This is a genomic window from Ruegeria sp. CDSA079 (genome assembly GCF_059612245.1).
Window position 1 is genome coordinate 1 of the sequence record NZ_JBXWQF010000027.1, and the last position, 21,990, is coordinate 21,990.

The following is a 21,990-nucleotide window of genomic DNA, read 5'->3' on the forward strand; positions in this document are numbered from 1 at the left end:
AGCAGCGCCGGTGAAGGGGGTTCTAAGGTTTACCCACAAAACCCGCAAGCAGAAAAAACAAAAAATCAAAAGTTTTTCTATATAATCTGTTTTTATATTATAATTTAAAAGCTTATCCACCTCGACGCTCGCCAAGAATTGCCGAAATCTGGTGACGTCACCGCAAAATTTATGGTGCCGACCCCTTATGCACACAGTTACCCACAGACTCGGCGGCGAGTCAGACGGAATCTGCAGCTTTGGATCTGGAAACGACACTTGGAATCGGCAAACGAAGGGCAAGAAGCGTGAGAATGATCGTTAGATAAACCAGCGGCTCGATCTGAAACCCTTTGGTAAGCATGACGTAGTGCAATGCACCCAGCAATGCGGTCGGATACATCAATCGGTGAAGCTTGCGCCAACGCCGCCCCAGCCTGCGCACCGACCAGTTGTTCGATGTCACCGCCAGCGGCAACATAAGAAGGAAAGCAGCCATGCCAACGGTGATATAGGGGCGCTTGAGGATATCCGCCCAGATCTGGCTGGGAAGCTGTACATCCAATACTAGCCAAACCAGAAGATGCAGACTGACATACGAGAACGTCAGAACTCCGATGGCGCGCCGAAACTTCATCAGGTTCAAACCCGCAATCCGACGCATGGGAGTGATTGCCAGACCGGCGATCAGAAGTTGCAGGGCCAGTTCACCATAGCGATGCTCCAACGCTTCGATCGGATCGATGCCCAAACCTCCGGTCAGGCCGAGATAAAACAGCCAGGGCGCAGGTAGCGCCCCAAGCAGGTAAACAACCCATACCGGAATACGGCGGAATATCTGGTTCAAGGCCTGCATGATCTTAGTAGTTCTTAGCCAGATCCATGCCTTCATATAGGCCGGCGACTTCTTCTTCATAACCGTTGAGCATAAGGGTGGGGATCCGCTTGGCAAACAAACCGCCGCCAATGCGACGCTCGGAAGCCTGAGACCAACGCGGATGATCCACATTCGGATTCACATTACTGTAAAACCCATATTCGCGCGGGTTGGACATGTTCCAGCTTGTCGGCGGCTCTACATCGGTCAGTGTGATGCGCACAATCGACTTGATCGACTTGAACCCGTATTTCCAAGGAACCACCAACCGCAATGGCGCACCGTTCTGGTTCGGAATCGTTTTCCCGTAAATTCCGGTGGCCATGATCGTCAGCGGATGCATCGCTTCATCCAGACGCAGCCCTTCGCGATATGGCCATTCAAGTATCGGGAAACGTGTTCCGGGCATTTCATCCGGGCGGTACGCGGTTTCAAGGGCCACATATTTTGCGCCCTCCTTCACACCAGCCATATTCAGAAGGTCCGCAAGTTCGAACCCGTTCCAGGGAATGACCATTGACCACGCCTCGACGCATCGGAAACGGTAAATCCGCTCTTCGATGGTCATTTCGGACAGAATATCCTTGAAGTCATAATCACCCGGGCGATCCACCAGACCATCTATCTTGACACTCCAAGGTTCGGTCACAAGCGATCCGGCATATTTGGCCGGGTCATCTTTTCCGGTCCCGAACTCATAATAATTGTTGTAGGTCGTGATCTCTTCCCACGTGTTCGGCTCCAGCTCCTCCTGCGCCGCAGCCGGGCGTGCCATCGCGGTCAGTCCGACACCTGCCAGACCGGCCATCACCTGCCGCCGGTTCAGGAACGCCGCCCTAGGGGTGACGTCGGCTTGTGTCAAAGTATTGGTCCAGCGATGCGCCATATGGGTCTCCGTTACGTACATCTGTCTCTGTTAAGGTATAGCGCTGATAGCACAGCGCCACCGAAACAGGCGTAACGATTGAGCGAAGTGACTGTAACGTTCCCAATCTGGACGGCGCGCGTGCGACTCCGTGAGAGGCTTTTCGCTTCAGGTGATGCGCGCCGGTCGCGTTGCAGGCGAGCAGCCCCCGAACCTGGGCTGCGAAACGGAAGAAAGTCCCGACCATGCAGACGTAGATGCCGGCCTTTTGCCTGCAACCTTTACAAAAGCGCCTACGAGATTGCACTCTTCCACGCAGGCATCGCACGCGATCCTGCGCGTCGCTTGTCTGATATTGCAGCCGTTTCGCCGCAAAAAGGGAGGAAGAATTATGTGTGACATCTGTGTAATGAATGCCGTCAAGGACAGGATGCTGTCTCGGCGCGGGTTCTTCAAAGCTGCAGCTGCTACAAGCGTTGCCGCTGTCGCAACCGGTGGTACGGCGCCCGCATCTCTGGCCGCAGGACATGGCGGCATCGAGGACATGACCCACACGCTCAGCCCTGATTTCCCGACATGGGGCGGTGAGCCCGGCATTTCGGCCGAGCAGTCTTTCAACTTTGCGGATCACGGGTTCAACCTGTTCAACTTATCGATCAATGAACATACAGGCACTCATATCGACGCCCCGCTGCACTTTTCAGAGGATGGCACCTCGGTTGATGAGATTCCGGTCAATGATCTGGTCGCGCCTTTATGTGTGGTGGATATCGCCGCGCGGGCAGCAGACGATGCCGACACACGTGTCACACCGGACGATCTGAAGGCATGGATATCGGCCAACGGAGACATCCCTGACGGTGCCTGCGTGGCGATGCATTCCGGCTGGGGTGGAAAAACCGCCACAGACGCGTTTCGCAACTTCGATGGCGCAGCGCAACATTATCCGGGCTTCCATGTTGAAGCGGCGCAGATGCTGATGGAGGACACCGGCGCGCGGTCTATAGCCGTGGATACACTGTCGCTGGATCATGGCATGTCAGCAGATTTTGCCACCCATTATGCATGGTTGCCTTCAGGTCGGTTTGGGATTGAATGCCTGGCCAATCTGGATCGGGTGCCAGCATCCGGCGCGACACTCGTTATCGGTGCGCCAAAACATGCAGGTGGCACCGGTGGGCCAGCGCGGATTTTTGCGTTGGTGTGAATCTATGAGCGAACAACCAATCTGGCTTGCCTGTATTGTTGGTCAGTTTCTCACTGTGCGCACCAAACACCTCGGGCCCAGAGGGCACATCAACCTATGGAAAAGACGACTTCAGACACTACCCCGCGCTATGACACCGCCGCACCAAAATGGCGGGACAAGATGCGCACACTTGGCTACTACGATGCGTATCTTGGGTTTCTCTCAGCAGAACAACGCGCGCCTGAGCCCAAGTCGCGTGTTGTTGACGTAGGCGCTGGGACAGCCTCCTTCGCAGAAGCTTGGGTCGCCATTCATGGACCGCCCAGTGAAATGACACTGCTTGAACCCAGTCACGTCATGGTAAAGCAAGGCCAAGACGCATTGCGCGCGCGGGGAGTGGAGCCGAGCATTGCACAAGGAATGCTCGGCTCTGTAGAGCTCAAACCCGCTGATGTAGCATTGGCGGCGCATGTGATCGAACACTGCCCGGACGCTTTGAATGCGCTCGAGCAGATACGCGACCTTCTGCGACCCGGTGGGCGTTTGTATCTGGTCGTGTCAAAGCCGCATTGGTGCAATGCGATCATCTGGCTGCAATGGCGACACTGCACGTTTCGCAAGGAACAGATTCTAGGTCTTCTGGAGAAGGCAGGGTTTACCTGCGACCGTGAGTTTTCTTTTCCCGCAGGCCCACCATCACGGACAAGCCGGGGTATCCTAGCCCATCGAAGGGTTTGAAGGTATTAAGATAAAGACCCGCCGGAATGGCGGGTCTTCTGTTTTGGTCAGGTTTAATGCACCACAGCATCATCCGGGCGTGGTCGTTCTGACGTTCCCAGCCGGTCACCGATGATCAGACCGTCGGCGCCAGCCGTTACAGGCACAGTCTCACCATCCTTGATCTCGCCGGCCAGCAGCGCTTCGGCCAACGGGTTCTGCAAGGCGCGCTGAATCACGCGCTTCAACGGACGCGCACCAAAGACCGGGTCATAGCCTTCGTCAGCCAGCCATTCCTTGGCACCATCGTCCAGCACCAGCTCGATCTTGCGGACGGCCAGCCGTTTCTGCAGGCGTGCCATCTGGATATCGACAATGCCATCCATATCGGCCCGCTTGAGCCGGTCGAAGATGATAGTCTCGTCCAGACGGTTCAGGAACTCAGGTCGGAAATGCGCCCGGACTGCATCCATCACGTCGCGCTTGGCCTGTGCGCTATCGGCCCCTTCGGGCAACTGGCTGAGCGCCTGAGACCCAAGGTTCGACGTCAGGATGATCAGCGTCTGCTTGAAGTCCACGGTGCGGCCCTGACCATCGGTCAACACACCATCGTCCAGAACCTGCAGCAGAACGTTGAACACATCCGGATGCGCCTTTTCGACCTCATCAAACAGCACAACCTGATAGGGCCGGCGCCGCACAGCTTCGGTCAGCACACCGCCTTCGTCATAGCCGACATAGCCCGGAGGGGCACCGATCAGACGGGCGACCGCGTGTTTTTCCATGAACTCGGACATGTCGATGCGCACCATCGCGTTGTCGTCGTCGAACAGGAAATTCGCCACGGCCTTGGTCAGTTCGGTCTTACCCACGCCGGTCGGCCCCAGGAACAGGAACGAACCCAGTGGGCGTCCTTCGTCATTCAGACCAGCCCGTGCACGGCGCACAGCGTTGGACACAGCCGTGACTGCCGCATCCTGACCGATCACGCGGGAATGCAGATCATCTTCCATCCGCAGCAGTTTCTCACGCTCGCCTTCCAGCATTTTCGAGGTCGGGATGCCGGTCCAGCGTTCGACAACCGAAGCGATCTGTTCCGGACGAACAGTTTCCTCAGCCATCATTGCGTTGCTTTCGGCGTTCTCGGCCTCGGTCAGTTTTTTCTCAAGCTCGGGGATGACGCCATAAGACAGCTCTCCTGCTTTCGCCAGATTGCCTTCCCGCTTCGCGATTTCCAGATCAGCCCGTGCCTTGTCGAGCTGCTCTTTCAGATCACGGGCGCCCGCCAGCTTGTCACGCTCGGCCTGCCATTGCGCGGTCATCTCTGCGGATTTCTCCTGCAGATCGGCCAAATCCTTTTGCAAGGTTTCCAGACGATCCTTCGAGGCCGCGTCGTCCTCAAGCTTCAGCGCCTCTTCCTCGATCTGCATCTGTAGAATCTGGCGATCCAGCTGATCGAGTTCTTCCGGCTTGGAATCCACCTCCATCCGCAACCGCGAGGCCGCTTCGTCGACCAAATCGATGGCTTTGTCAGGCAGGAACCGGTCAGTGATATAGCGATGCGACAGCGTCGCCGCCGACACCAACGCCGAGTCCGAGATGCGCACGCCGTGGTGCAACTCGTACTTCTCTTTTATACCGCGCAGGATGCTGATCGTGTCCTCAACGGTGGGTTCAGCCACGACAACAGGCTGGAACCGGCGCGCAAGGGCCGCGTCTTTTTCGACGTACTTGCGGTACTCATCCAGCGTGGTTGCACCGATACAATGCAGCTCACCCCGGGCAAGCGCAGGTTTGATCAGGTTGGCGGCATCCATCGCGCCGTCGGATTTCCCGGCACCGACCAGCGTGTGCATCTCGTCGATGAACAGGATGATCTCACCGGCGGCCTCGGTGACCTCGGTCAGAACCGCCTTCAGTCGTTCTTCGAACTCACCACGGTATTTCGCGCCAGCAATCAGCGCCCCCATGTCGAGCGCGAGCAGCTTCTTGTCCTTCAACGATTCCGGCACGTCGCCGTTGATGATGCGCAGGGCCATACCTTCGGCAATCGCGGTTTTACCGACGCCGGGTTCCCCGATCAGAACCGGGTTGTTCTTGGTCCGACGCGACAGAACCTGCATCGAGCGGCGGATTTCCTCATCCCGCCCGATGATCGGGTCAATCTTGCCTTCGGCAGCCGCCTCGGTCAGGTCGCGCGCGTATTTCTTGAGCGCGTCATAGCCCTCTTCCGCAGACGCGGTGTCCGCGGTGCGGCCCTTACGAATGTCATTGATCGCCTCATTGAGTTTCTGGGCGGATACGGCACCGGCCTCCAACGCCTCTTTGGCCTTGGATTTGACCATGCACAGCGCCATAAGCACCCGTTCAACGGGCACAAAACTATCACCCGCCTTGGTGGCAATCTTCGTGGCCTCGTCCAGAACCTTTGCACTCTGGCCGTCCATGTAGATCTGGCTCGCGTCGCCGCTGACCTTCGGGATCTTGCCCATGGCCGCATCCAGCGCTTCAACCACGCGGTTCGGCGCACCGCCTGCACGTGTGATCAGGTTGCTCGCCAGCCCCTGATCATCATCCATCAATGCTTTGAGTATATGTGTGGGCTCCAACCTCTGGTGCCCCTCACGCAGCGCAATAGTCTGCGCCGCCTGCACGAATCCCCGTGCCCGCTCGGTGAACTTGTTCAAGTCCATGATATTCTCCTTTTCCAAGCGCCCCGTTTTGACATGCCCGCTTGGCGGCACATATCGGTCGAAGCCTCACATTCAATCTGGGAAATATCTTTACCGGTTCAAGAGGCTAAGACGCAGAAATCGCCACTATTCGCGCTGTATGGTAAATACGGTGTAGCCCCCGGTCTCAGCAACCTGAACTGCACCCAAATCAGCCACCAGAGACTGCGCTGCGGCACTTCCCGTCGGGCATGACACCAGATCGGCCGTGTGATCCAGGAAGTTCCCAGTAAAGGCCGTTTCACCCGTAAGCTGACACCAATCGTCTTCAGATCGATAGCCGCCCACAAGACGTAAATCATCATTTGTAGGTACCGGTGCAGCCCCGGTTTCCGGTGTTTCAGGCGGAGTTTCCTCACATGCAGCCAGCGCAACCAACACGCCCAGCACAACCAGCTTTTTCATTTTCTGTCCCTTACTGTGAAATCAAATGCTCAATTCCAGTACGATAACACAAAAGGATACGCCCTGCGTCCGGCATCTCAGATGGACAGAGTGTGCTGAACCCGCTAGGACGCAGACGTTTGCCAAAAAGGAGCGCCCCCATGTCCGATGACCGCCTTATCGTAGCCCTCGATGTCCCCAACGCCCTGCAGGGGCTGGCCATGGCTGAACGGCTGGGGGACAGTGTGTCCTTCTACAAGATCGGGCTGGGAATGCTGACCGGAGGCGGGTTGGCGTTGGCCAATGAACTGAAACAGGATCACGGCAAGCGCATTTTTCTGGACATGAAGCTGTTCGACATTGGCAATACGGTTGAAAACGCGGTGCGAGGGCTGGCGCAGTTCGATCTGGATTTCCTGACCGTACATGGCGACCCGCATGTCGTGCGTGCCGCGAAAGAAGGTGCCTCGGGCAAGGATCTGAAGATCCTCGCTGTGACGATCCTGACTTCGCTGAACCGTGATGATCTGGACGCCAGCCTTCTGAAAGACGGCGACGTGCAGGAATTGGTCGTCGAACGTGCCGCCAAGGCACTCGAAGCCGGGGCAGATGGCGTCATCGCCAGCCCGCAAGAGGCCGCCCTGATCCGCGCCCTGCCCCAAGCCGAAGGTCGCCTGATTGTCACTCCCGGTGTACGCCCTGCCGGTGCCGCTCTTGGTGATCAGAAACGCGTGGCGACGCCGGCCAACGCGGTTCAGGATGGCGCGGATCATATCGTCGTTGGCCGCCCGATTTATCAGGCGAAAGACCCAAAAGCCGCTGCCGAGGCCGTTCTGGCAGAGTTAAATTCCTTGAAAATTCACTGACTGGACCAGCCGATTTCGTCCGGTTTGTGCCTCCGGTTTGCCAGATAACAAGTTGACCTTAGGTCAATTTTTCGAAAAACCGCGCCAAATCGTCCCTGTGCCGGAAAACACACATTCAAAAAGTGAGTTTTAGAAAAGCGGTCTTCATCCTATCGAAAACCGAAAAACTTGGCGATTCTTAAGGGGAATTACTCCCCAACGGACCATTTCTTCCTGAGGTTCGTTACTTCCCCCCGCGACGTTGCGGGGGGTTTTCTTTTCATGAATGATCTTTGATCGCTGTTGGGGGATGATATAAAGGACCCCAAGCCAACTGCGGAGCACACGAGGTCGCAGATGCACGGTCTTTGCCGAGATTGCCTGACACCTTTGACGAACGAGCGGCGCTGCCACGCCTGTGGCAGCCCCAGGGTCAAGTCGCACCCCGAGCTGTTTGACCTGTCCATCGCTCATATGGATTGCGATGCTTTCTATGCCTCGGTGGAAAAGCGCGACAATCCCGAGCTTGCGGACAAGCCGGTCATCATAGGTGGCGGGAAGCGGGGCGTAGTGTCGACGGCGTGTTACGTGGCCCGAATACGCGGCGTAAAATCCGCGATGCCCATGTTCAAGGCCCTACAGCTCTGCCCGGAAGCCGTCGTGATCAAACCGCGCATGTCCGTTTACGCTGAAGTGTCGCGCGATATACGTGCTATGATGGATGAGCTGACTCCGGTCGTCGAACCACTCTCTCTGGATGAGGCGTTCATGGATCTTTCCGGCACCGAGCGATTGCACGGGGTACCCCCGGCCGTCATGCTGGCGCGTTTGGTCAAACGCATGAAAGAAGAGTTGGGCGTGACGGGGTCTATCGGGCTGAGCCACAACAAGTTCCTGGCCAAGGTCGCTTCAGATCTCGACAAGCCGCGCGGCTTCTCGGTTATCGGCAAGGCCGAGACGGCAGACTTCCTGAACGACAAACCCGTAAGGCTGATCTGGGGCATTGGCCCAGCAGCACAAGAATCGCTGGACCGGGCAGGGATACGAACGTTCAACGATCTGCTGCGCTGGGATCAGGAGGCACTAACTGCACGCTTCGGCGCAATGGGGTATCGCCTGTGGCATCTGGCCCGCGGGCAGGACAAACGCCGTGTCTCGGCGCATGAGCCGATGAAGTCGATTAGCAATGAGACCACATTTTTCGAAGACACCGCCAACCTCGAGATTTTGGACGGGCATTTGTGGCGCATGGCCCTGAAAGTCTCGGACCGGGCCAAGGCCAAGGACCTGGCGGGGCGAGTTGTCACGCTCAAGCTGAAGAAGGCCAACCACAAGACCCTGACCCGACGCGTGTCCCTTCGGGATGCGACGCAGATTGCCGACCGGATTTATCGCACGGCAAGGGGGCTTTTCGATCAAGTGGGTGATCAGGGACCCTATCGGCTTTTGGGATGTGGCCTGTCTGATCTGTGCTCGGCAGATCAGGCCGACATCTCGGGCGACCTGCTTGATCCCGGCGCCGCCCGCAGATCGCAGGCGGAGCGGGCCACCGATGAGATCAGGCAAAGGTTCGGCTCAGATGCCATTGTGAAAGGCCGCGCGCTGCGCTGAGTTTACTCTGCCGCCAAACGAACCGGTTCCGACCCGATGCTTGCAATTTCGCGCACCACCTGTCGCAAGAGTTTCGAAAACGCCATGAAATCAGCGTTTGGTGCGATCCTCTCTTCGTCCATGTAAAGCGCGCGGTCGATTTCGATCTGAATGGCGTGCTGATGGCGACCCGGACGCCCGTAGGTCTGGGTGACATAGGCCCCGGCAAACGGCGCGTTGCGCGCCACGTTGAGACCTGCCGAGGCAAAGGCCGATTCGACAAGATCCACGATTTCCGAAGACGCGGATGCACCAAACCGATCCCCCAGCACGATCTCGGGCCGTTTGCTGCGGGCCGTGCCGGCCATGGAAACGGCCTCATGCGGCATAGAATGGCAATCGACCAGAATCGCCTGACCAAATTTCTCCTGCGATTCGGCCAGCAGGGATTTCAGCCGAGCGTGATAGGGTCGCCAGTACGTATCGATGCGCAGCCGCGCTTCATCCATGGTCAGCTTTCCGCTGTAGATCGCGCGACCATTGGCCACGACGCGGGGAATCACTCCCAACCCTGAAGCAACGCGGGGATTGTGCCCATGTCTGCGCGCACCGCTGATCAGGGCCGGGTCCAGCTCGTCGAGGCTGCGATTCAAATCCAGATATGCACGCGGCATGGCTGCTTTGATCAAAGGCGCACCGTTTTCCGCCGCAGGCGCAAATAACTGGTCCACGAATGCATCTTCTGATGACCGAATCACATTTTGATTCAACACGGATCGCTTCAGAAAAGCCGCCGGATACTCTCGCCCGCTGTGAGGAGATGAAAAAACCACGCACGAGGTGCGGTTTTCGGGCATGTCCAAGACATAGGCTGCGTTATGCATGATCCCTCCATGTTCGTAATCAACATAGACCGGAAAATAGTTCTTCCAAACCCCTTGAACCCCTGAACGACTCCTTTTATAGACCCCGCTACCGGCGCGGGTATCCGCGCCCCATTTCGTTATGGGGCTGGGCACGCAAAGGGAAAGTGGGCGGTTAGCTCAGCGGTAGAGCACTTCGTTGACATCGAAGGGGTCACAAGTTCGATCCTTGTACCGCCCACCATCGTTTCATTGTTCCGGGTTTCCGGGACACCCGCTAACCCAGGCGCTGGCCACGTCCTTGATGAAGGCGCCGCAGATTGGAGACAGACCCATGAAGGTCAAGAACTCGCTCCGCTCGCTCAAGAACCGGCACCGTGATTGCCGTATTGTGCGTCGCAAAGGCCGCGTCTACGTGATCAACAAGACGCAGCGCAAGTTCAAAGCTCGCCAGGGCTAAGAACTGCACATCACTGTTTTGAAGAACCGCGCTTCCCAGCGCGGTTTTTTTTGTTTTCTGAAACTTTGGGCGTGGCGTGGTACACTTGCTCCGATAATTCGGAGCGCGAAGACCATGCTGGAACACGGCATCGATGTGCTGGTGGGCACGACCAAGGGCGCCTTTATAGTCTCTGGTGCCCAGGGCAGATCAGACTAGAAAGTATCGGGCCCGCATTGCGACGGCTGGCCGATCAACCACGTCATCGGTGATACCGAAACTGGCACTCTTTGGGCCGGAGGCGGCGGCGACTGGCATGGTGCCGGTGTCTGGAGATCTGAAGATGGCGGTGAAACCTGGGAGGTGACGAAACTCACCAACGGTCAAAGGGACGAATGGGCCGCGAACGACCCTGATTTTGCCCAGATGATTGGCTGGACCGGAGAGCCCGCGCCTTTCGCTGACGCGGTTTCGCAAATCTGGTCTCTGCGCCATGAGCACGGAGCGCTATACGCTGGAACCAAACCGGCCCGTCTGCTGGTCAGCAATGACGATGGTCGGACATGGGACACAGTAGAGGGACTGACCAACCATCCTTCAGCACCTGACTGGAATCCTGGCGGCGCGGGTCTGGTTCTGCACACGATCGTGGTGGATCCAAATGATGCCAAAAAGCTTTGGGTTGGCATCTCGGCGGCAGGTGTTTTTGCGTCCGAGGATGGTGGTGCGAGCTGGGAGCGACGCAACAGGTTGTCCAATGCCGAAGCCTGTGCGCACCACGATCATCCTGCGGCCCCCAGAGATGGCGAGACAGGTCATTGCGTCCACAACATGGTTCAAGCCCCGGGAACCACGGATCTGCTGTACCAACAAAACCATCACGGGGTCTGGCGTTCGCCCGACGGAGGACGCAGCTGGGAGGACATCACCGAAGGCCTACCGTCTACCTTTGGGTTTCCGATCCATGTTCACCCGCGCGACCCTGACACGATCTGGACATTGCCTTTGAATGGCGACAGCATCGGGCGCTATCCGCCGGATGCAGCGGCTGCGGTGTGGAAATCCTCCAACGGAGGCGCAACATGGCAAGATCAGCGGCGCGGCCTGCCACAGGAGAGCTGCTATTTCACTGTATTGCGCCAGGCCATGGCCGGAGACCGCCGAGACCCTGCAGGCATCTATTTCGGGACCAACAGCGGATCTGTTTTTGCCAGTGTTGACGAAGGGGATACCTGGGAAGAAGTGGCGCGCCATTTGCCTACGATCCTTGCCGTTGAAGTACTCGATCGCGGGTGATCCACTTGGTTTTGATCCCTCTTATTCAAACAACTCGCTGATAATGGGGTAAATCCCACATCATCCCCTGCGATTATTTGACCAAGTAAATCTGTCGGATTTCCTTGCATCCCGCCGAGAATCGTATAATTGAGAAAATCAGTCGGGTTACAGACCGGCACGAAATTCAATTGTTGGGACACACTATGCTGAAATCCACAACCTGCCTGGCTGCCGCTCTGTCGGCATTGGTCGCGACCTCCGCCACCGCCGAAGGTGAACTGAACCTGTATTCGTCGCGCCACTATGATACTGACGAACGTCTGTACACGGACTTCGAAGACGCCACTGGCATCAAGATCAACCGGATCGAAGGCAAAGCCGACGAGTTGATTGCGCGTATGGAAGCGGAAGGCGCGAACTCTCCTGCAGACGTGATGCTGACAGTCGACACCTCGCGACTGGCGCGCGCCAAGGATGCAGGCATCCTGCAGGCGATCGACAGCGAAATCCTGGAAGACCGTGTTCCCGCCAACCTGCAAGACACAGACAACCAATGGTTCGGCTTCTCACAGCGCGGGCGGATCATCTTTTACAACAAAGAGAACGTCGCCACCCCCCCAGCCACTTATGCCGATCTGGCAAAGCCAGAATACAAAGGTCTGGTCTGCATCCGGTCGTCGACCAATGTTTACAACCAGACCCTGCTGGCTTCGATCATAACCCACGAAGGCGTAGACGCGGCCAAGTCCTGGGCAGAAGGCATTGTTGCCAACATGGCGCGTGATCCGCAGGGCGGTGACACCGACCAACTGCGCGGCATCGTTTCTGGTGAATGCGATATCGCCGTGTCGAACACGTATTACTTTGCGCGTTCAATCCGCAAAGACGTCAAAGGTCTTTCGGCTGATCGCGACATGATCAGCTGGGTTTTCCCAAACCAGGACAGCTATGGCGCGCATATGAACCTATCGGGCGGCGGTGTTGCGGCGCACGCACCAAACAAGGAAAACGCGATCCTGTTCCTCGAATATCTGGCGAGCGATAAGGCGCAACAATACTTCTCGTCGGGCAACGACGAATACCCAGCCGTTCCAAGCGTAGAACTGGCCGAGTCGGTTGCCACACTGGGTGAGTTCAAGGCTGACGGAGTGAACCTGTCCGAAGTTGCCAAGAACATTCCCGAAGCACAGAAGATCTTTAACGAGGTTGGCTGGAAGTAATCTTCCAAATCGCTGACGGCTTTAAAGGGTGCGGAGTTTTCGCACCCTTTTTTTTGTTTGCATTTTGTTTTATTCAAAGTATTTTTCTCTTATATGAGAATTTTTCTGCCATGTGCTCTATGCTTGATACCCTTTCAAACCGCCTTGCCAATCGACTGAATGAGCTGCGTCGCGGGCGCGGGTGGTCTCTGGACCAGCTATCTGAGCACAGCGGCATCAGCCGTGCCACTCTGTCACGTATGGAGAAGGGCGATGTCAGCCCAACGGCAGAAAACCTTGGTCGTCTCTGTGCTGCGTATGACCTGCCAATGTCACGACTGCTCATGATGGTCGAGGACAGTTTTGATCCCAAGATCCCGCTTGAACGTCAGACCGAATGGAGCGATCCCGAAACAGGCTACACCCGCCGCGCGGTTTCACCCCCCGCCAATGGTCTGAACGCCGAGGTCGTTGAAGGTCATCTTCCTCGGAACACGGTCATTACCTATGATACGCCTCCCAAATCGGGGCAAGAGCATCACCTGATACTGATAGATGGAGCTCTTACGCTGACCGTCGATGGAACGCCGCACAGCCTGAGCGCAGGGGATTGTCTACGCTATCACTTGTCTGGCCCGACCCGGTTCGAAACAGGCGCTGCACGGGGTGCCCGATATCTTCTGGTGCTGGTATGATCACACGTCTGACCGGTTCCGATTTTGAGGCAGCACTGGATGATCTGACCGATGTTTTGCACGCCTGTGTCCATGATGGGGCCAGTATTGGCTTTATCCTGCCATTTACTCTGGAAGACGCGCGGTCCTATTGGCAGCTGAACGTGCAGCCCGGTTTAACCGCGGGTGCATTGGACGTCTTTGCAGCGTATGATGGCCCACGCGTTTTAGGCACCGCGCAGTTGATCCCGGCCACGATGCCCAACCAACCCCATCGCGCCGATGTGGCAAAGCTTTTGGTTCACCCAAACGCCCGGCGTCGTGGATATGGCCGTGCTTTGATGGAGGTATTGTTTCAACGCGCCCGCGACTTGCACCGCACGATGCTGGTATTGGACACGCGCAGCACCGATCCCTCCCGGCTGCTGTATCAAAGCCTCGGGTTTCAGATTGCAGGGGAAGTACCGAATTATTGCCGCAACCCGTTCGAACCCAGGTTGGAGCCTACAACTTACATGTACAAAGACCTGTCCGCCTGAAGGTGGGCGGCGCGATTACTCTGCTGCAGTGACCTTTTCGGGAAACTTGTTTGGCAGCAACCCCAAACCACGCGCGTGCCGAATATCAGCCAGAAGGTCACGCTCGGCCGCTTCAAACAGATCCTCAGGGTCATCCAGAACGAAATACCCCATCTGGTGCATGTCGATCCGGTACGGCGTGCGCAGGATGGTCAGGATGTCAAACGGGTCCCGGTCGGGGATGTCGCTGCTCACGGCATAAACCAGCTCGGTCGGCGAAGACGCCAGTCCCGATCCCAACGCTTTGATCTGGCCGTCCTGCCGGCGCAAACCGAACTCGATGGAAAACCAGTACAGCCTGATCAGCCACGCATAATCCGCATCCGTCGCCTGCTGACCTGCCCGCCCGATGGCATGGCTGAACGCGGCAAAGCGCGGGTCGCTCAGCAAAGGGGTGTGTCCGAAGATCTCATGAAAGATATCCGGCTCTTCAATATAGTCGAAATCCTCACGTGACCGGATAAAGGACGCTGCGGGAAAGACGCGATCCGCCAGCATACCAAAAAACGTCTTGAATCCGATCAGGGCCGGAACCGGCTGTACCCGCCACCCCGTCAAGTCCAACAGCCGATCCGAGATGTCCGCGCAGGACGGTACCTTGGTCTTCGGCAAATCCAGCCGGGCAAGACCGTCCAGATATTCGCGCGCCATATAACGCTGCACATTCTCCTGTTGCGCTGCATACAGATCCGTCCAGACAGCGTTTTCTTCATCTGTATAGGCAATGTGGCCACGCGCGTCGGCGATCTTGGCGACGTATTTGGTCGATTTAGGCATCCGTATCCTCCTGCTTGGAAACAGGATACCGCGCCAAGCCCGGCAGATTTGTTTTGATAAATGGTAATTCTGCACTAAAATGAACGAAATAATTCACCTTCTCTCAATCGGTGCAACAAATGCTCCATCCTGCCGACATCGATATCCTGCGAGAGCTTCAGATCAGTGGACGTCTGTCGATGCAGGAGCTGGCAGATCGGACCGGGTTGTCGGCCTCGCAATGCTGGCGACGTGTACGCGATCTTGAAGCAAGCGGAGTGGTTACAGGATATCGCGCGCAAGTCCCCGCCAAGGCGGTTGGCCTGAATGCCATCGCCTATGTTCATGTTGCACTCAAGGACCATCAGGAAAAAAGCATCGCCGATTTCCTCCGTCTGGTCGAAACTGAACCGCAGATCGTCGAATGTGCCTCGATCACCGGGGATCATGATTTCATTCTGAAAGTCTATGCCAAGACGCCCGAGGATCTGGAGATTTTCATAATGCAGCGCCTGTTGAAATCCGGCCTTGTCCGCGACACCCGCAGCAACTTCGTTCTACGGCAAACCAAGACCCGCGGACCATTGCCCATCCTTTAACGGTGTACGGTTGTGCGCGTTTTTGATTGTGTCCCACCCGGTAGAAAAGCGAACCTCAGTTTAAGCAAAACCACGAGGCGGATACCCTTGTGAAATCTAAGATCAGTCTCAAGAAACTGCAGGCTCTGGAAGTGGTAACTCGGCTTGGTAGCTTCACTCTGGCCGCAAAAGATCTGGGTGTCTGTCAGCCAACCGTTTCCAATTTGGTCGTCTCGCTCGAGCAACAGTATCAATGTCGTCTGCTTGATCGATCAGGGACCACAGTCACGCCAACGCCGCTACTCAACACGATCAGAACCGCGACGAGATCAACGTGATCGATTATCTGGGTCAAGGTAAACCGACGCAGGGTGTTCCGGAGGAGCCCAAGACTGTTTCGTTCATCTCGGACGACGTACTGGCCCGCGACATCGCATAGGCCCCGACCAAAAAACTGTTCTTCGCACCCAAGCATCCGTATACACATGCCCTGCTCAGCGCGATTCCAACTGCTGACCCGGATGCAGTGTTCGATCCGATCCGGTTGCAGGGTGAGATTCCAAATCCGCTGGCTGCCCCTTCCGGATGCCGGTTCCATACACGCTGCCCGTTTGCAAAAGAACGATGCAGTTCGGAACAGCCCGAATGGCGTGAGCTTGATCCAGAGCATTTTGTAGCGTGCCACTATGCCGACGCGTTCGACTTCAGTCGGAAACGCAACAGCTGACCCAACAGCGCTTAAGCTTTGTTCACAAACGAAAAACCCGGCCACCTGAGGGGCCGGGTTTTCTGTTTTTCCAATCTAAGACTGGCTTCAGAAGTGAGCTGACTTCGTGCCCGCCGGTTTTTCCATCGGCGGCGCGAACTTAGTCAGATCGATGCCTTCAACAGCGGTCTTGTATTCGTCGATATTGGGCGTCCGACCCAAGATGGCCGACAACACCACAACCGGGGTCGAAGCCAGCAGGCTTTCGCCTTTCTTGTCGGGCGCATCTGCCACGACGCGGCCCTGGAACAGACGGGTCGAGGTGGCAAGAACCGTGTCACCCTTGGCGGCTTTCTCCTGGTTGCCCATGCAGAGGTTACAGCCCGGACGTTCGAGGTACAGAATGTTCTCGTACTCGGTACGTGCTTGCTGTTTCGGGAACAGGTCGTCGAATTCGAAGCCCGAGTATTTCTCGAGCACTTCCCAGTCGCCCTCTTCCTTCAATTCGTCGATGATGTTGTAGGTCGGGGCCGCGACCACCAGCGGTGCCTTGAATTCGACTTTACCGGCTTCCTTCTCAAGGTTCTTCAACATCTGGGCGACGATCTTGATGTCGCCCTTGTGCACCATGCACGACCCAACAAAGCCCAGATCCACATGCTTTTCAGCATTGTAGTACGAGATCGGGCGGATCGTATCGTGAGTGTAACGCTTGGAGACATCGGAGTTGTTGACATCCGGGTCGGCGATCATCGGCTCTACGATTTGATCCAGATCGACAACAACCTCAGCGAAATACTTCGCGTTGTCATCGGGTTGCAGAGCAGGTTTTTCACCCGATTTGATCCCGGCGATGCGCGCATCCGCGATATCGATCAGCTTTTGCAGCATACCGTTTTCATGCTCCATGCCCTTGTCGATCATGATCTGGATACGCGACTTGGCCAGCTCCAGCGAGCCGATCAAAGTCTCATCATTCGAAATACAGACCGAGGCCTTGGCTTTCATCTCGGCAGTCCAGTCGGTGAAGGTGAAAGCCTGGTCCGCCAACAGCGTCCCGATATGCACTTCGATCACACGGCCCTGGAAGACGTTGTCGCCATGCTGTTCCAGCATCTGCGCTTGTGTTGCGTGCACCACATCGCGGAAATCCATATGATCCGCCATTTTGCCTTTGAAGGTTACTTTGACCGATTCCGGGATCGGCATCGAGGCTTCGCCGGTCGCGAGCGCCAATGCCACGGTCCCCGAGTCCGCACCAAAGGCCACGCCCTTGGACATACGGGTGTGGCTATCGCCACCGATGATGACAGACCAGTCATCCACGGTGATGTCGTTCAGCACCTTGTGGATCACGTCAGTCATCGAATGATAGACGCCTTTCGGGTCACGCCCCGTGACAAGGCCGAAGTCATTCATGAATTTCATCAGGCGCGGCGTATTGGCCTGCGCTTTCGCATCCCAGACTGACGCAGTGTGACAGCCCGACTGATAAGCTCCATCAACGATCGGGGACACGACGGTGGCGGCCATCGCCTCAAGTTCTTGCATGGTCATCAGGCCGGTGGTGTCCTGCGACCCCACGATGTTGACCTTTACGCGCACGTCCGAACCTGCGTGCAGGGTCTTGCCCGGCGTTGTGCCCACGGCGTTCTTGTTGAAAATCTTCTCGACCGCGGACAAACCCTGGCCGTCGTGGCTGATTTCTTTGGATGGTGCAAAAACCAGCGGCGCTTCGACGCCCAGTGTTTCGGCCGCTAATGTCTGCAGCTTCTTGCCAAAGACGATGGCGTAAGAACCACCAGCCTTCATGAATTCCACTTTTTGGGGAGTGAAAGACGAGGACACGTCGACCAGTTCGTCGCCATCTTCGCTCAGCAGTTTTTGGTCTTTGGTGTTGATCTTTATAACCGTACCTGTGGCGACCGAATACTTCTCTTCAAGGATCGGGTTGCCGTCGTTGTTCAGGATCGCGTTGCCGTCTTCGTCCACCTTCTTGACCCAGTTTTTCAGGTCAAGACCGATGCCACCGGTTACACCAACGGTGGTCAGGAAGATTGGCGAGATGCCGTTCGTGCCCGCGACGATTGGGGCGAAGTTGACAAACGGCACATAGGGGCTGGCCTGTTTACCGGTCCAAAGCGCCACGTTGTTCACGCCGGACATACGCGACGAGCCCACGCCCATGGTCCCCTTTTCAGCGATCAGCATGACGCGTTTACCAGGGTGCTGAAGCTTCAGATCCTGGATTTCCTGCTGCGCTTTCTCTGAGATCAGGCATTTGCCGTGCAGTTCGCGATCAGCACGCGAGTGCGCCTGGTTGCCCGGCGACAGCAGGTCAGTGGAAATGTCGCCTTCGGCAGCAACATATGTGACGATTTCGATTTCCTCGTCGATGTCGGGCAGCTTGGTGAAAAATTCGGCCTTGGCATAGCTTTCCAGGATGTCCCGCGCGATTGTGTTTCCTGCCTCAAGCGCGGCCTTCAGACGGTCGGTATCAGCATCATAGAGGAAGACCTGCGTTTTCAGCACCTCGGCTGCTTTGCCAGCAATTGCAGCGTCATCACCCAGAGCAAGATCCAGAAGAACCTCGACCGAGGGACCACCTTTCATATGCGACAGCAATTCGAACGCAAAGTCCTGCGAGATTTCTTCGACGTCCGCTTCGCCCAGAATGATCTCTTTCAGAAAGCGGGCTTTTTCACCGGCGGCGCTGGTTGTACCGGGTAGCGTGTTGTAGATGAAGAAGTTCAGCGAATCCGCGCGGTGTGCGTTTTGGGGATCGCGAATCTGATCAATGACCTCTTTCGCCAAGGCTCCATCGTCGATGGGTTTAGGGTTCAGGCCCTGCTCTTTGCGAGACTCGATTTCGTTCAGATATTCAGTATAGAGGCTCATGACGTGTCCGACCATTTAGCTGGGTGTACCGGTGGTGATAAGACCGGCAGTTTCTATTTGTATGCGGCGGTATACTAAAAGTACAACTCATGCAAGTCTCCCACCTGCGACCCGGTGTCCTGAGCCGATTTCAAACCTGCCCAGATCCCGGTGGATCTGGCCGGTACGGGACCAGGAAAAAGTGGTCTGCTAAGTCGGATCGTCCCCAAAGGCTGAAATCAACGCCTGCGCCAACGGCAAAGAGGAGTAGCCCAACCGAGATGGGGTTAACCCCATCCGAAGAACGACCATATCATGAGACGGGAAAACACCGATGAACTGACCATCGTGCCCCTGCAGCCAATACGCGTCTTCAAAGGGCGGGAAATCTCCCGGAGGCTCAAGCCAAAGATGCCCCATGGCATAGCGCCCGTCCGATGCAGCAACCGGCTCGACCTTCCAGTCCACAAACCCTTCGGGCAAGATCCGGGCATCGTCCCAAACCCCCTTTTGCAACAAAAGCTGACCAAACCTGGCCCAGTCACGGGCTGTTGCATACAAATAGCTGGACCCGATGAACGTGTCGTTGACATCCGTTTCAAGGATCGCCGAGGTCATACCCAGTGGCTCAAACAACGCGGTCTGCGGATATACCAGCCCACCATCAGGCAAGTGGTCCTGCCACACCCGCGACAGAATTGTGGTTGTCCCCGAGGAGTAATTGAAATCCGTACCCGCTTTGGCTTCGGGCGCCCGATCCGCTGCAAAGCCAGCCATATCATTGCTGAGATACAGCATCCGCGTCACGTCCGAGACATCGCCATATTCCTCATCCCATTGCAATCCGCTGGTCATCGACAACATATCGGCCACGGTAATGTCCCGGCGGGTGTCCTCGGCCCAATCCGGAAAGCTGTCGACCAGGTTATCCGATAGGTTCATCCGACCGGCTTCAATCAATGTACCGATCAGCCCAGCCGTGACTGTCTTGGTCATAGACCAACCCAGCAAAGGCGTTTGCGCGTCGAACCCGTCGGCATAATTTTCTGCAACAATGCGCCCGTTTCGAACCACGACTACGGCGCGGTAACCTTCGCCCAGCAAACTCTTGTCGGACATGACGGTCTGAATCTGTTGGTCCTGTGACAGGGCAACGTCGTTGCCTTCTGGCCAAAGGCCCACAGCTGAACGGGTGGGCGCAACAAGCGACTGATCACTCAAGGCCGCATCATGAACATTCGTGCAGCCCAGCCCTTCGCGGAACTGCGATGTCGCGGGGGCAAAGAACCGAAACAGCCGCGCCTGAACTGTTTGCGCTTCTCGGTCAACGTCGATCGAGACCTGTTTGAGCAACGGATGCCCCGGGGCTTGCACATCCACCGACAGCACCTCTTGTGGATCGCGCCCGGCAATAAAGACGTTCGAACAAACGATTTTTGCAGAGTAATTCGTGCCGACCTTCAACAGGTCAGGTGGCGCAATCAGAAGGTAGCCGACCAGCCCCAGACCGCCCAGAACAACCAGCCCGGCAATTACTTTCAATAGTTTTCCAAACATCCGCAAGAACTGCCTTTGCTGCTGTCTTTTCAAAAAACGTTAGATGCAATCGGGCCGGTTTTTCTACACTTCCGTTTACTCCGTCACAACTGGATCCATGGACGTCCGCTAGGACAATGCTTTGACGCCCAAAGTCAACGACCGTCCAGCCTTGGTTTAGCAAGGAGTGCGCCTTTTCACTAACCCAAAAGTGCGACATGAATCCGCCAGTGCCGCTGTAAAGAGAAGTGGCGCTCGAACACGCAAAACCAGACTCATTCAGAACCCAGTCGCGTTGTAGATCTCCGTCGAGATCCACCCTTTCAACCGCGCCCCAATCTAAGTCAAACTGACCGTTGTTGAACTCTGCGCAGGCCTGCGCCGCCAGATCAACCTTTGCCCGCAACCCGGTGGGAAGTTGCGAAACGTCAGCCGCGAAAGCTGGTGAATTCCAAATTAGAACCGATACAAGCACAATCCCGGAAACCAAACCTTTCAACTGGCGCACTATTTTGGAAGCCGGTTGGAAGGCGGCATCAATTGCATTGATCATACCTGTAGTCCCCGTACTCCAGCCAGTTCGCCGAGCCTTCGCTAAAAATCAGAAACTCGGACCTGTCTTCCCCAAGCAGCGCGACGACAAATCCGGCCGGCGGCTCATAGTTTCCAAAGTAACTGTAGGCCGTCATGGCTCTGATCGACTCGCCGTTGACCGTTACTCGTGCGTCCCACTCTCCCTCCGGATTGTCCAAAATTACGGGTTCGATCACGCGCTCAATCGCTCCGCCACCACAATAGACGATGCCTTCGGGTGCTTCGTAAGAAGCCCCCAGACTAGGATCTGAATCGCACGCGGAACGAAGGGACCGAATTGCCGCGCTGGAACCTTTCAAGTCAAAGATCCCATAGCTGACATCTTGATCAATCATCGACAGATTGACCGCCGCATTGGCCGCAAGCTGGTCCAGTACAAAACCATAGTCCTGCTGACTATCAAAACTGATCTCGACGGGATAATTGTCGACGATCTGCAAGGCAGCGTTTTCAGCGCCAACCTGAAAAGCACCAACCTCGGTTGTGCCGTTCTTCAAAAAACGAATAGACAGCCCCTGCTTGTCCATAATGTCCTGGCTGTCCTCGTATCCAGCCGGAGCAAAGCGGATACGGTTGCACTGAAGCTCCAGCGTCATGTTTCCGGTCTGAATAAATGCATTGGGACTGGAACCGGAACTGAAGGACCACTCCGCCGATGCAGTGGTCGCCATTGCCATCATAAGCGTTCCAATGGAAATCGTCTTGAAACTCATTTTCTCTCTCCATGGTGTTGC

The 21,990-nt window shown here is 56.4% G+C and carries 20 protein-coding genes, 1 tRNA gene and 2 pseudogenes; 13 read left to right on the forward strand and 10 right to left on the reverse strand.

Features of this window, described 5'->3' with window-relative positions; translation table 11 throughout:
* Window positions 1-220: 220 nt before the first annotated feature.
* Together msrQ and msrP are read right to left on the reverse strand one after the other, a co-directional pair.
* The gene (msrQ, locus tag AC2FJZ_RS19940) at window positions 221-835 is read right to left on the reverse strand and encodes a protein-methionine-sulfoxide reductase heme-binding subunit MsrQ (RefSeq protein WP_496779817.1); all 615 of its coding nucleotides are present in this window, start codon (window positions 833-835) and stop codon (window positions 221-223) included.
* Window positions 836-839: 4 nt separating this feature from the next.
* Complete coding sequence (gene msrP / locus AC2FJZ_RS19945) at window positions 840-1,742, reverse strand: protein-methionine-sulfoxide reductase catalytic subunit MsrP (protein WP_496779862.1); 903 nt, start codon at window positions 1,740-1,742, stop codon at window positions 840-842.
* Between the two features lie 370 nt (window positions 1,743-2,112).
* Between msrP and AC2FJZ_RS19950 the strand changes: the two genes are divergently transcribed.
* A complete protein-coding gene (locus AC2FJZ_RS19950; protein ID WP_496779819.1) occupies window positions 2,113-2,928 on the forward strand; it encodes a cyclase family protein in 816 nt (271 codons plus the stop codon).
* Window positions 2,929-3,024: 96 nt separating this feature from the next.
* Window positions 3,025-3,648 (forward strand): class I SAM-dependent methyltransferase, encoded by a 624-nt coding sequence (locus tag AC2FJZ_RS19955; protein ID WP_496779821.1) that lies wholly within the window; start codon window positions 3,025-3,027, stop codon window positions 3,646-3,648.
* A gap of 53 nt (window positions 3,649-3,701) precedes the next feature.
* Here the strand turns inward: AC2FJZ_RS19955 and clpB are convergent, their stop codons facing one another.
* Window positions 3,702-6,320: an ATP-dependent chaperone ClpB gene (gene clpB, locus AC2FJZ_RS19960; protein WP_496779823.1), complete on the reverse strand. Its 2,619-nt coding sequence runs from the start codon at window positions 6,318-6,320 to the stop codon at window positions 3,702-3,704.
* Window positions 6,321-6,446: 126 nt separating this feature from the next.
* Entirely contained in the window at window positions 6,447-6,764 is a 318-nt protein-coding gene (locus AC2FJZ_RS19965) for a hypothetical protein (RefSeq protein WP_496674222.1), read from the reverse strand.
* Between the two features lie 140 nt (window positions 6,765-6,904).
* Between AC2FJZ_RS19965 and pyrF the strand changes: the two genes are divergently transcribed.
* Together pyrF and AC2FJZ_RS19975 are read left to right on the forward strand one after the other, a co-directional pair.
* Window positions 6,905-7,609, forward strand: a complete 705-nt coding sequence (gene pyrF, locus AC2FJZ_RS19970) for an orotidine-5'-phosphate decarboxylase (RefSeq protein WP_496674225.1) — start codon at window positions 6,905-6,907, stop codon at window positions 7,607-7,609.
* 336 nt (window positions 7,610-7,945) lie between these two features.
* Entirely contained in the window at window positions 7,946-9,199 is a 1,254-nt protein-coding gene (locus AC2FJZ_RS19975) for a DNA polymerase IV (protein ID WP_496779825.1), read from the forward strand.
* 2 nt (window positions 9,200-9,201) lie between these two features.
* Here AC2FJZ_RS19975 and AC2FJZ_RS19980 read toward each other — a convergent pair whose 3' ends face one another.
* Window positions 9,202-10,062, reverse strand: a complete 861-nt coding sequence (locus AC2FJZ_RS19980) for an N-formylglutamate amidohydrolase (protein ID WP_050606016.1) — start codon at window positions 10,060-10,062, stop codon at window positions 9,202-9,204.
* Window positions 10,063-10,210: 148 nt separating this feature from the next.
* Between AC2FJZ_RS19980 and AC2FJZ_RS19985 the strand changes: the two genes are divergently transcribed.
* From AC2FJZ_RS19985 to AC2FJZ_RS20010, 6 genes and pseudogenes are all read left to right on the forward strand, one after another.
* A tRNA-Val gene (locus tag AC2FJZ_RS19985) sits at window positions 10,211-10,285 on the forward strand.
* A gap of 90 nt (window positions 10,286-10,375) precedes the next feature.
* The gene (gene ykgO, locus AC2FJZ_RS19990) at window positions 10,376-10,501 is read left to right on the forward strand and encodes a type B 50S ribosomal protein L36 (protein WP_008755722.1); all 126 of its coding nucleotides are present in this window, start codon (window positions 10,376-10,378) and stop codon (window positions 10,499-10,501) included.
* Between the two features lie 114 nt (window positions 10,502-10,615).
* Window positions 10,616-11,776: pseudogene (locus tag AC2FJZ_RS19995) on the forward strand (WD40/YVTN/BNR-like repeat-containing protein).
* Between the two features lie 185 nt (window positions 11,777-11,961).
* Complete coding sequence (locus AC2FJZ_RS20000) at window positions 11,962-12,978, forward strand: Fe(3+) ABC transporter substrate-binding protein (RefSeq protein WP_496674235.1); 1,017 nt, start codon at window positions 11,962-11,964, stop codon at window positions 12,976-12,978.
* A 119-nt stretch (window positions 12,979-13,097) separates the two neighbouring features.
* Window positions 13,098-13,652, forward strand: a complete 555-nt coding sequence (locus tag AC2FJZ_RS20005) for a helix-turn-helix domain-containing protein (protein ID WP_496779827.1) — start codon at window positions 13,098-13,100, stop codon at window positions 13,650-13,652.
* On the forward strand, window positions 13,649-14,170 hold the full coding sequence (locus AC2FJZ_RS20010) for a GNAT family N-acetyltransferase (RefSeq protein WP_496779829.1): 522 nt from the start codon (window positions 13,649-13,651) through the stop codon (window positions 14,168-14,170). Before AC2FJZ_RS20005 ends, AC2FJZ_RS20010 begins: the two co-directional genes overlap by 4 nt.
* A gap of 15 nt (window positions 14,171-14,185) precedes the next feature.
* Here AC2FJZ_RS20010 and phhA read toward each other — a convergent pair whose 3' ends face one another.
* Complete coding sequence (gene phhA, locus AC2FJZ_RS20015; RefSeq protein WP_496779831.1) at window positions 14,186-14,986, reverse strand: phenylalanine 4-monooxygenase; 801 nt, start codon at window positions 14,984-14,986, stop codon at window positions 14,186-14,188.
* Between the two features lie 119 nt (window positions 14,987-15,105).
* Between phhA and AC2FJZ_RS20020 the strand changes: the two genes are divergently transcribed.
* The 3 genes and pseudogenes from AC2FJZ_RS20020 to AC2FJZ_RS20030 all read left to right on the forward strand — a co-directional run.
* Entirely contained in the window at window positions 15,106-15,564 is a 459-nt protein-coding gene (locus tag AC2FJZ_RS20020) for an Lrp/AsnC family transcriptional regulator (protein ID WP_496674243.1), read from the forward strand.
* An 89-nt stretch (window positions 15,565-15,653) separates the two neighbouring features.
* Window positions 15,654-15,881 (forward strand): helix-turn-helix domain-containing protein, encoded by a 228-nt coding sequence (locus AC2FJZ_RS20025; RefSeq protein WP_496779832.1) that lies wholly within the window; start codon window positions 15,654-15,656, stop codon window positions 15,879-15,881.
* Window positions 15,882-15,994: 113 nt separating this feature from the next.
* A pseudogene (locus AC2FJZ_RS20030) lies at window positions 15,995-16,270 on the forward strand (oligopeptide/dipeptide ABC transporter ATP-binding protein); the annotation flags it as partial.
* A gap of 87 nt (window positions 16,271-16,357) precedes the next feature.
* Here AC2FJZ_RS20030 and AC2FJZ_RS20035 read toward each other — a convergent pair.
* The 4 genes from AC2FJZ_RS20035 to AC2FJZ_RS20050 all read right to left on the reverse strand — a co-directional run bounded on the left by AC2FJZ_RS20035 (window position 16,358) and on the right by AC2FJZ_RS20050 (window position 21,969).
* Window positions 16,358-19,147 (reverse strand): bifunctional aconitate hydratase 2/2-methylisocitrate dehydratase, encoded by a 2,790-nt coding sequence (locus AC2FJZ_RS20035; RefSeq protein ID WP_496779833.1) that lies wholly within the window; start codon window positions 19,145-19,147, stop codon window positions 16,358-16,360.
* Window positions 19,148-19,336: 189 nt separating this feature from the next.
* Complete coding sequence (locus tag AC2FJZ_RS20040) at window positions 19,337-20,683, reverse strand: serine hydrolase domain-containing protein (protein ID WP_496779835.1); 1,347 nt, start codon at window positions 20,681-20,683, stop codon at window positions 19,337-19,339.
* A complete protein-coding gene (locus tag AC2FJZ_RS20045) occupies window positions 20,595-21,215 on the reverse strand; it encodes a hypothetical protein (protein ID WP_496779837.1) in 621 nt (206 codons plus the stop codon). Before AC2FJZ_RS20045 ends, AC2FJZ_RS20040 begins: the two co-directional genes overlap by 89 nt.
* On the reverse strand, window positions 21,199-21,969 hold the full coding sequence (locus AC2FJZ_RS20050; protein ID WP_481668352.1) for a hypothetical protein: 771 nt from the start codon (window positions 21,967-21,969) through the stop codon (window positions 21,199-21,201). The genes AC2FJZ_RS20045 and AC2FJZ_RS20050 overlap by 17 nt, the downstream gene beginning before the upstream one ends.
* Window positions 21,970-21,990: the final 21 nt, after the last annotated feature.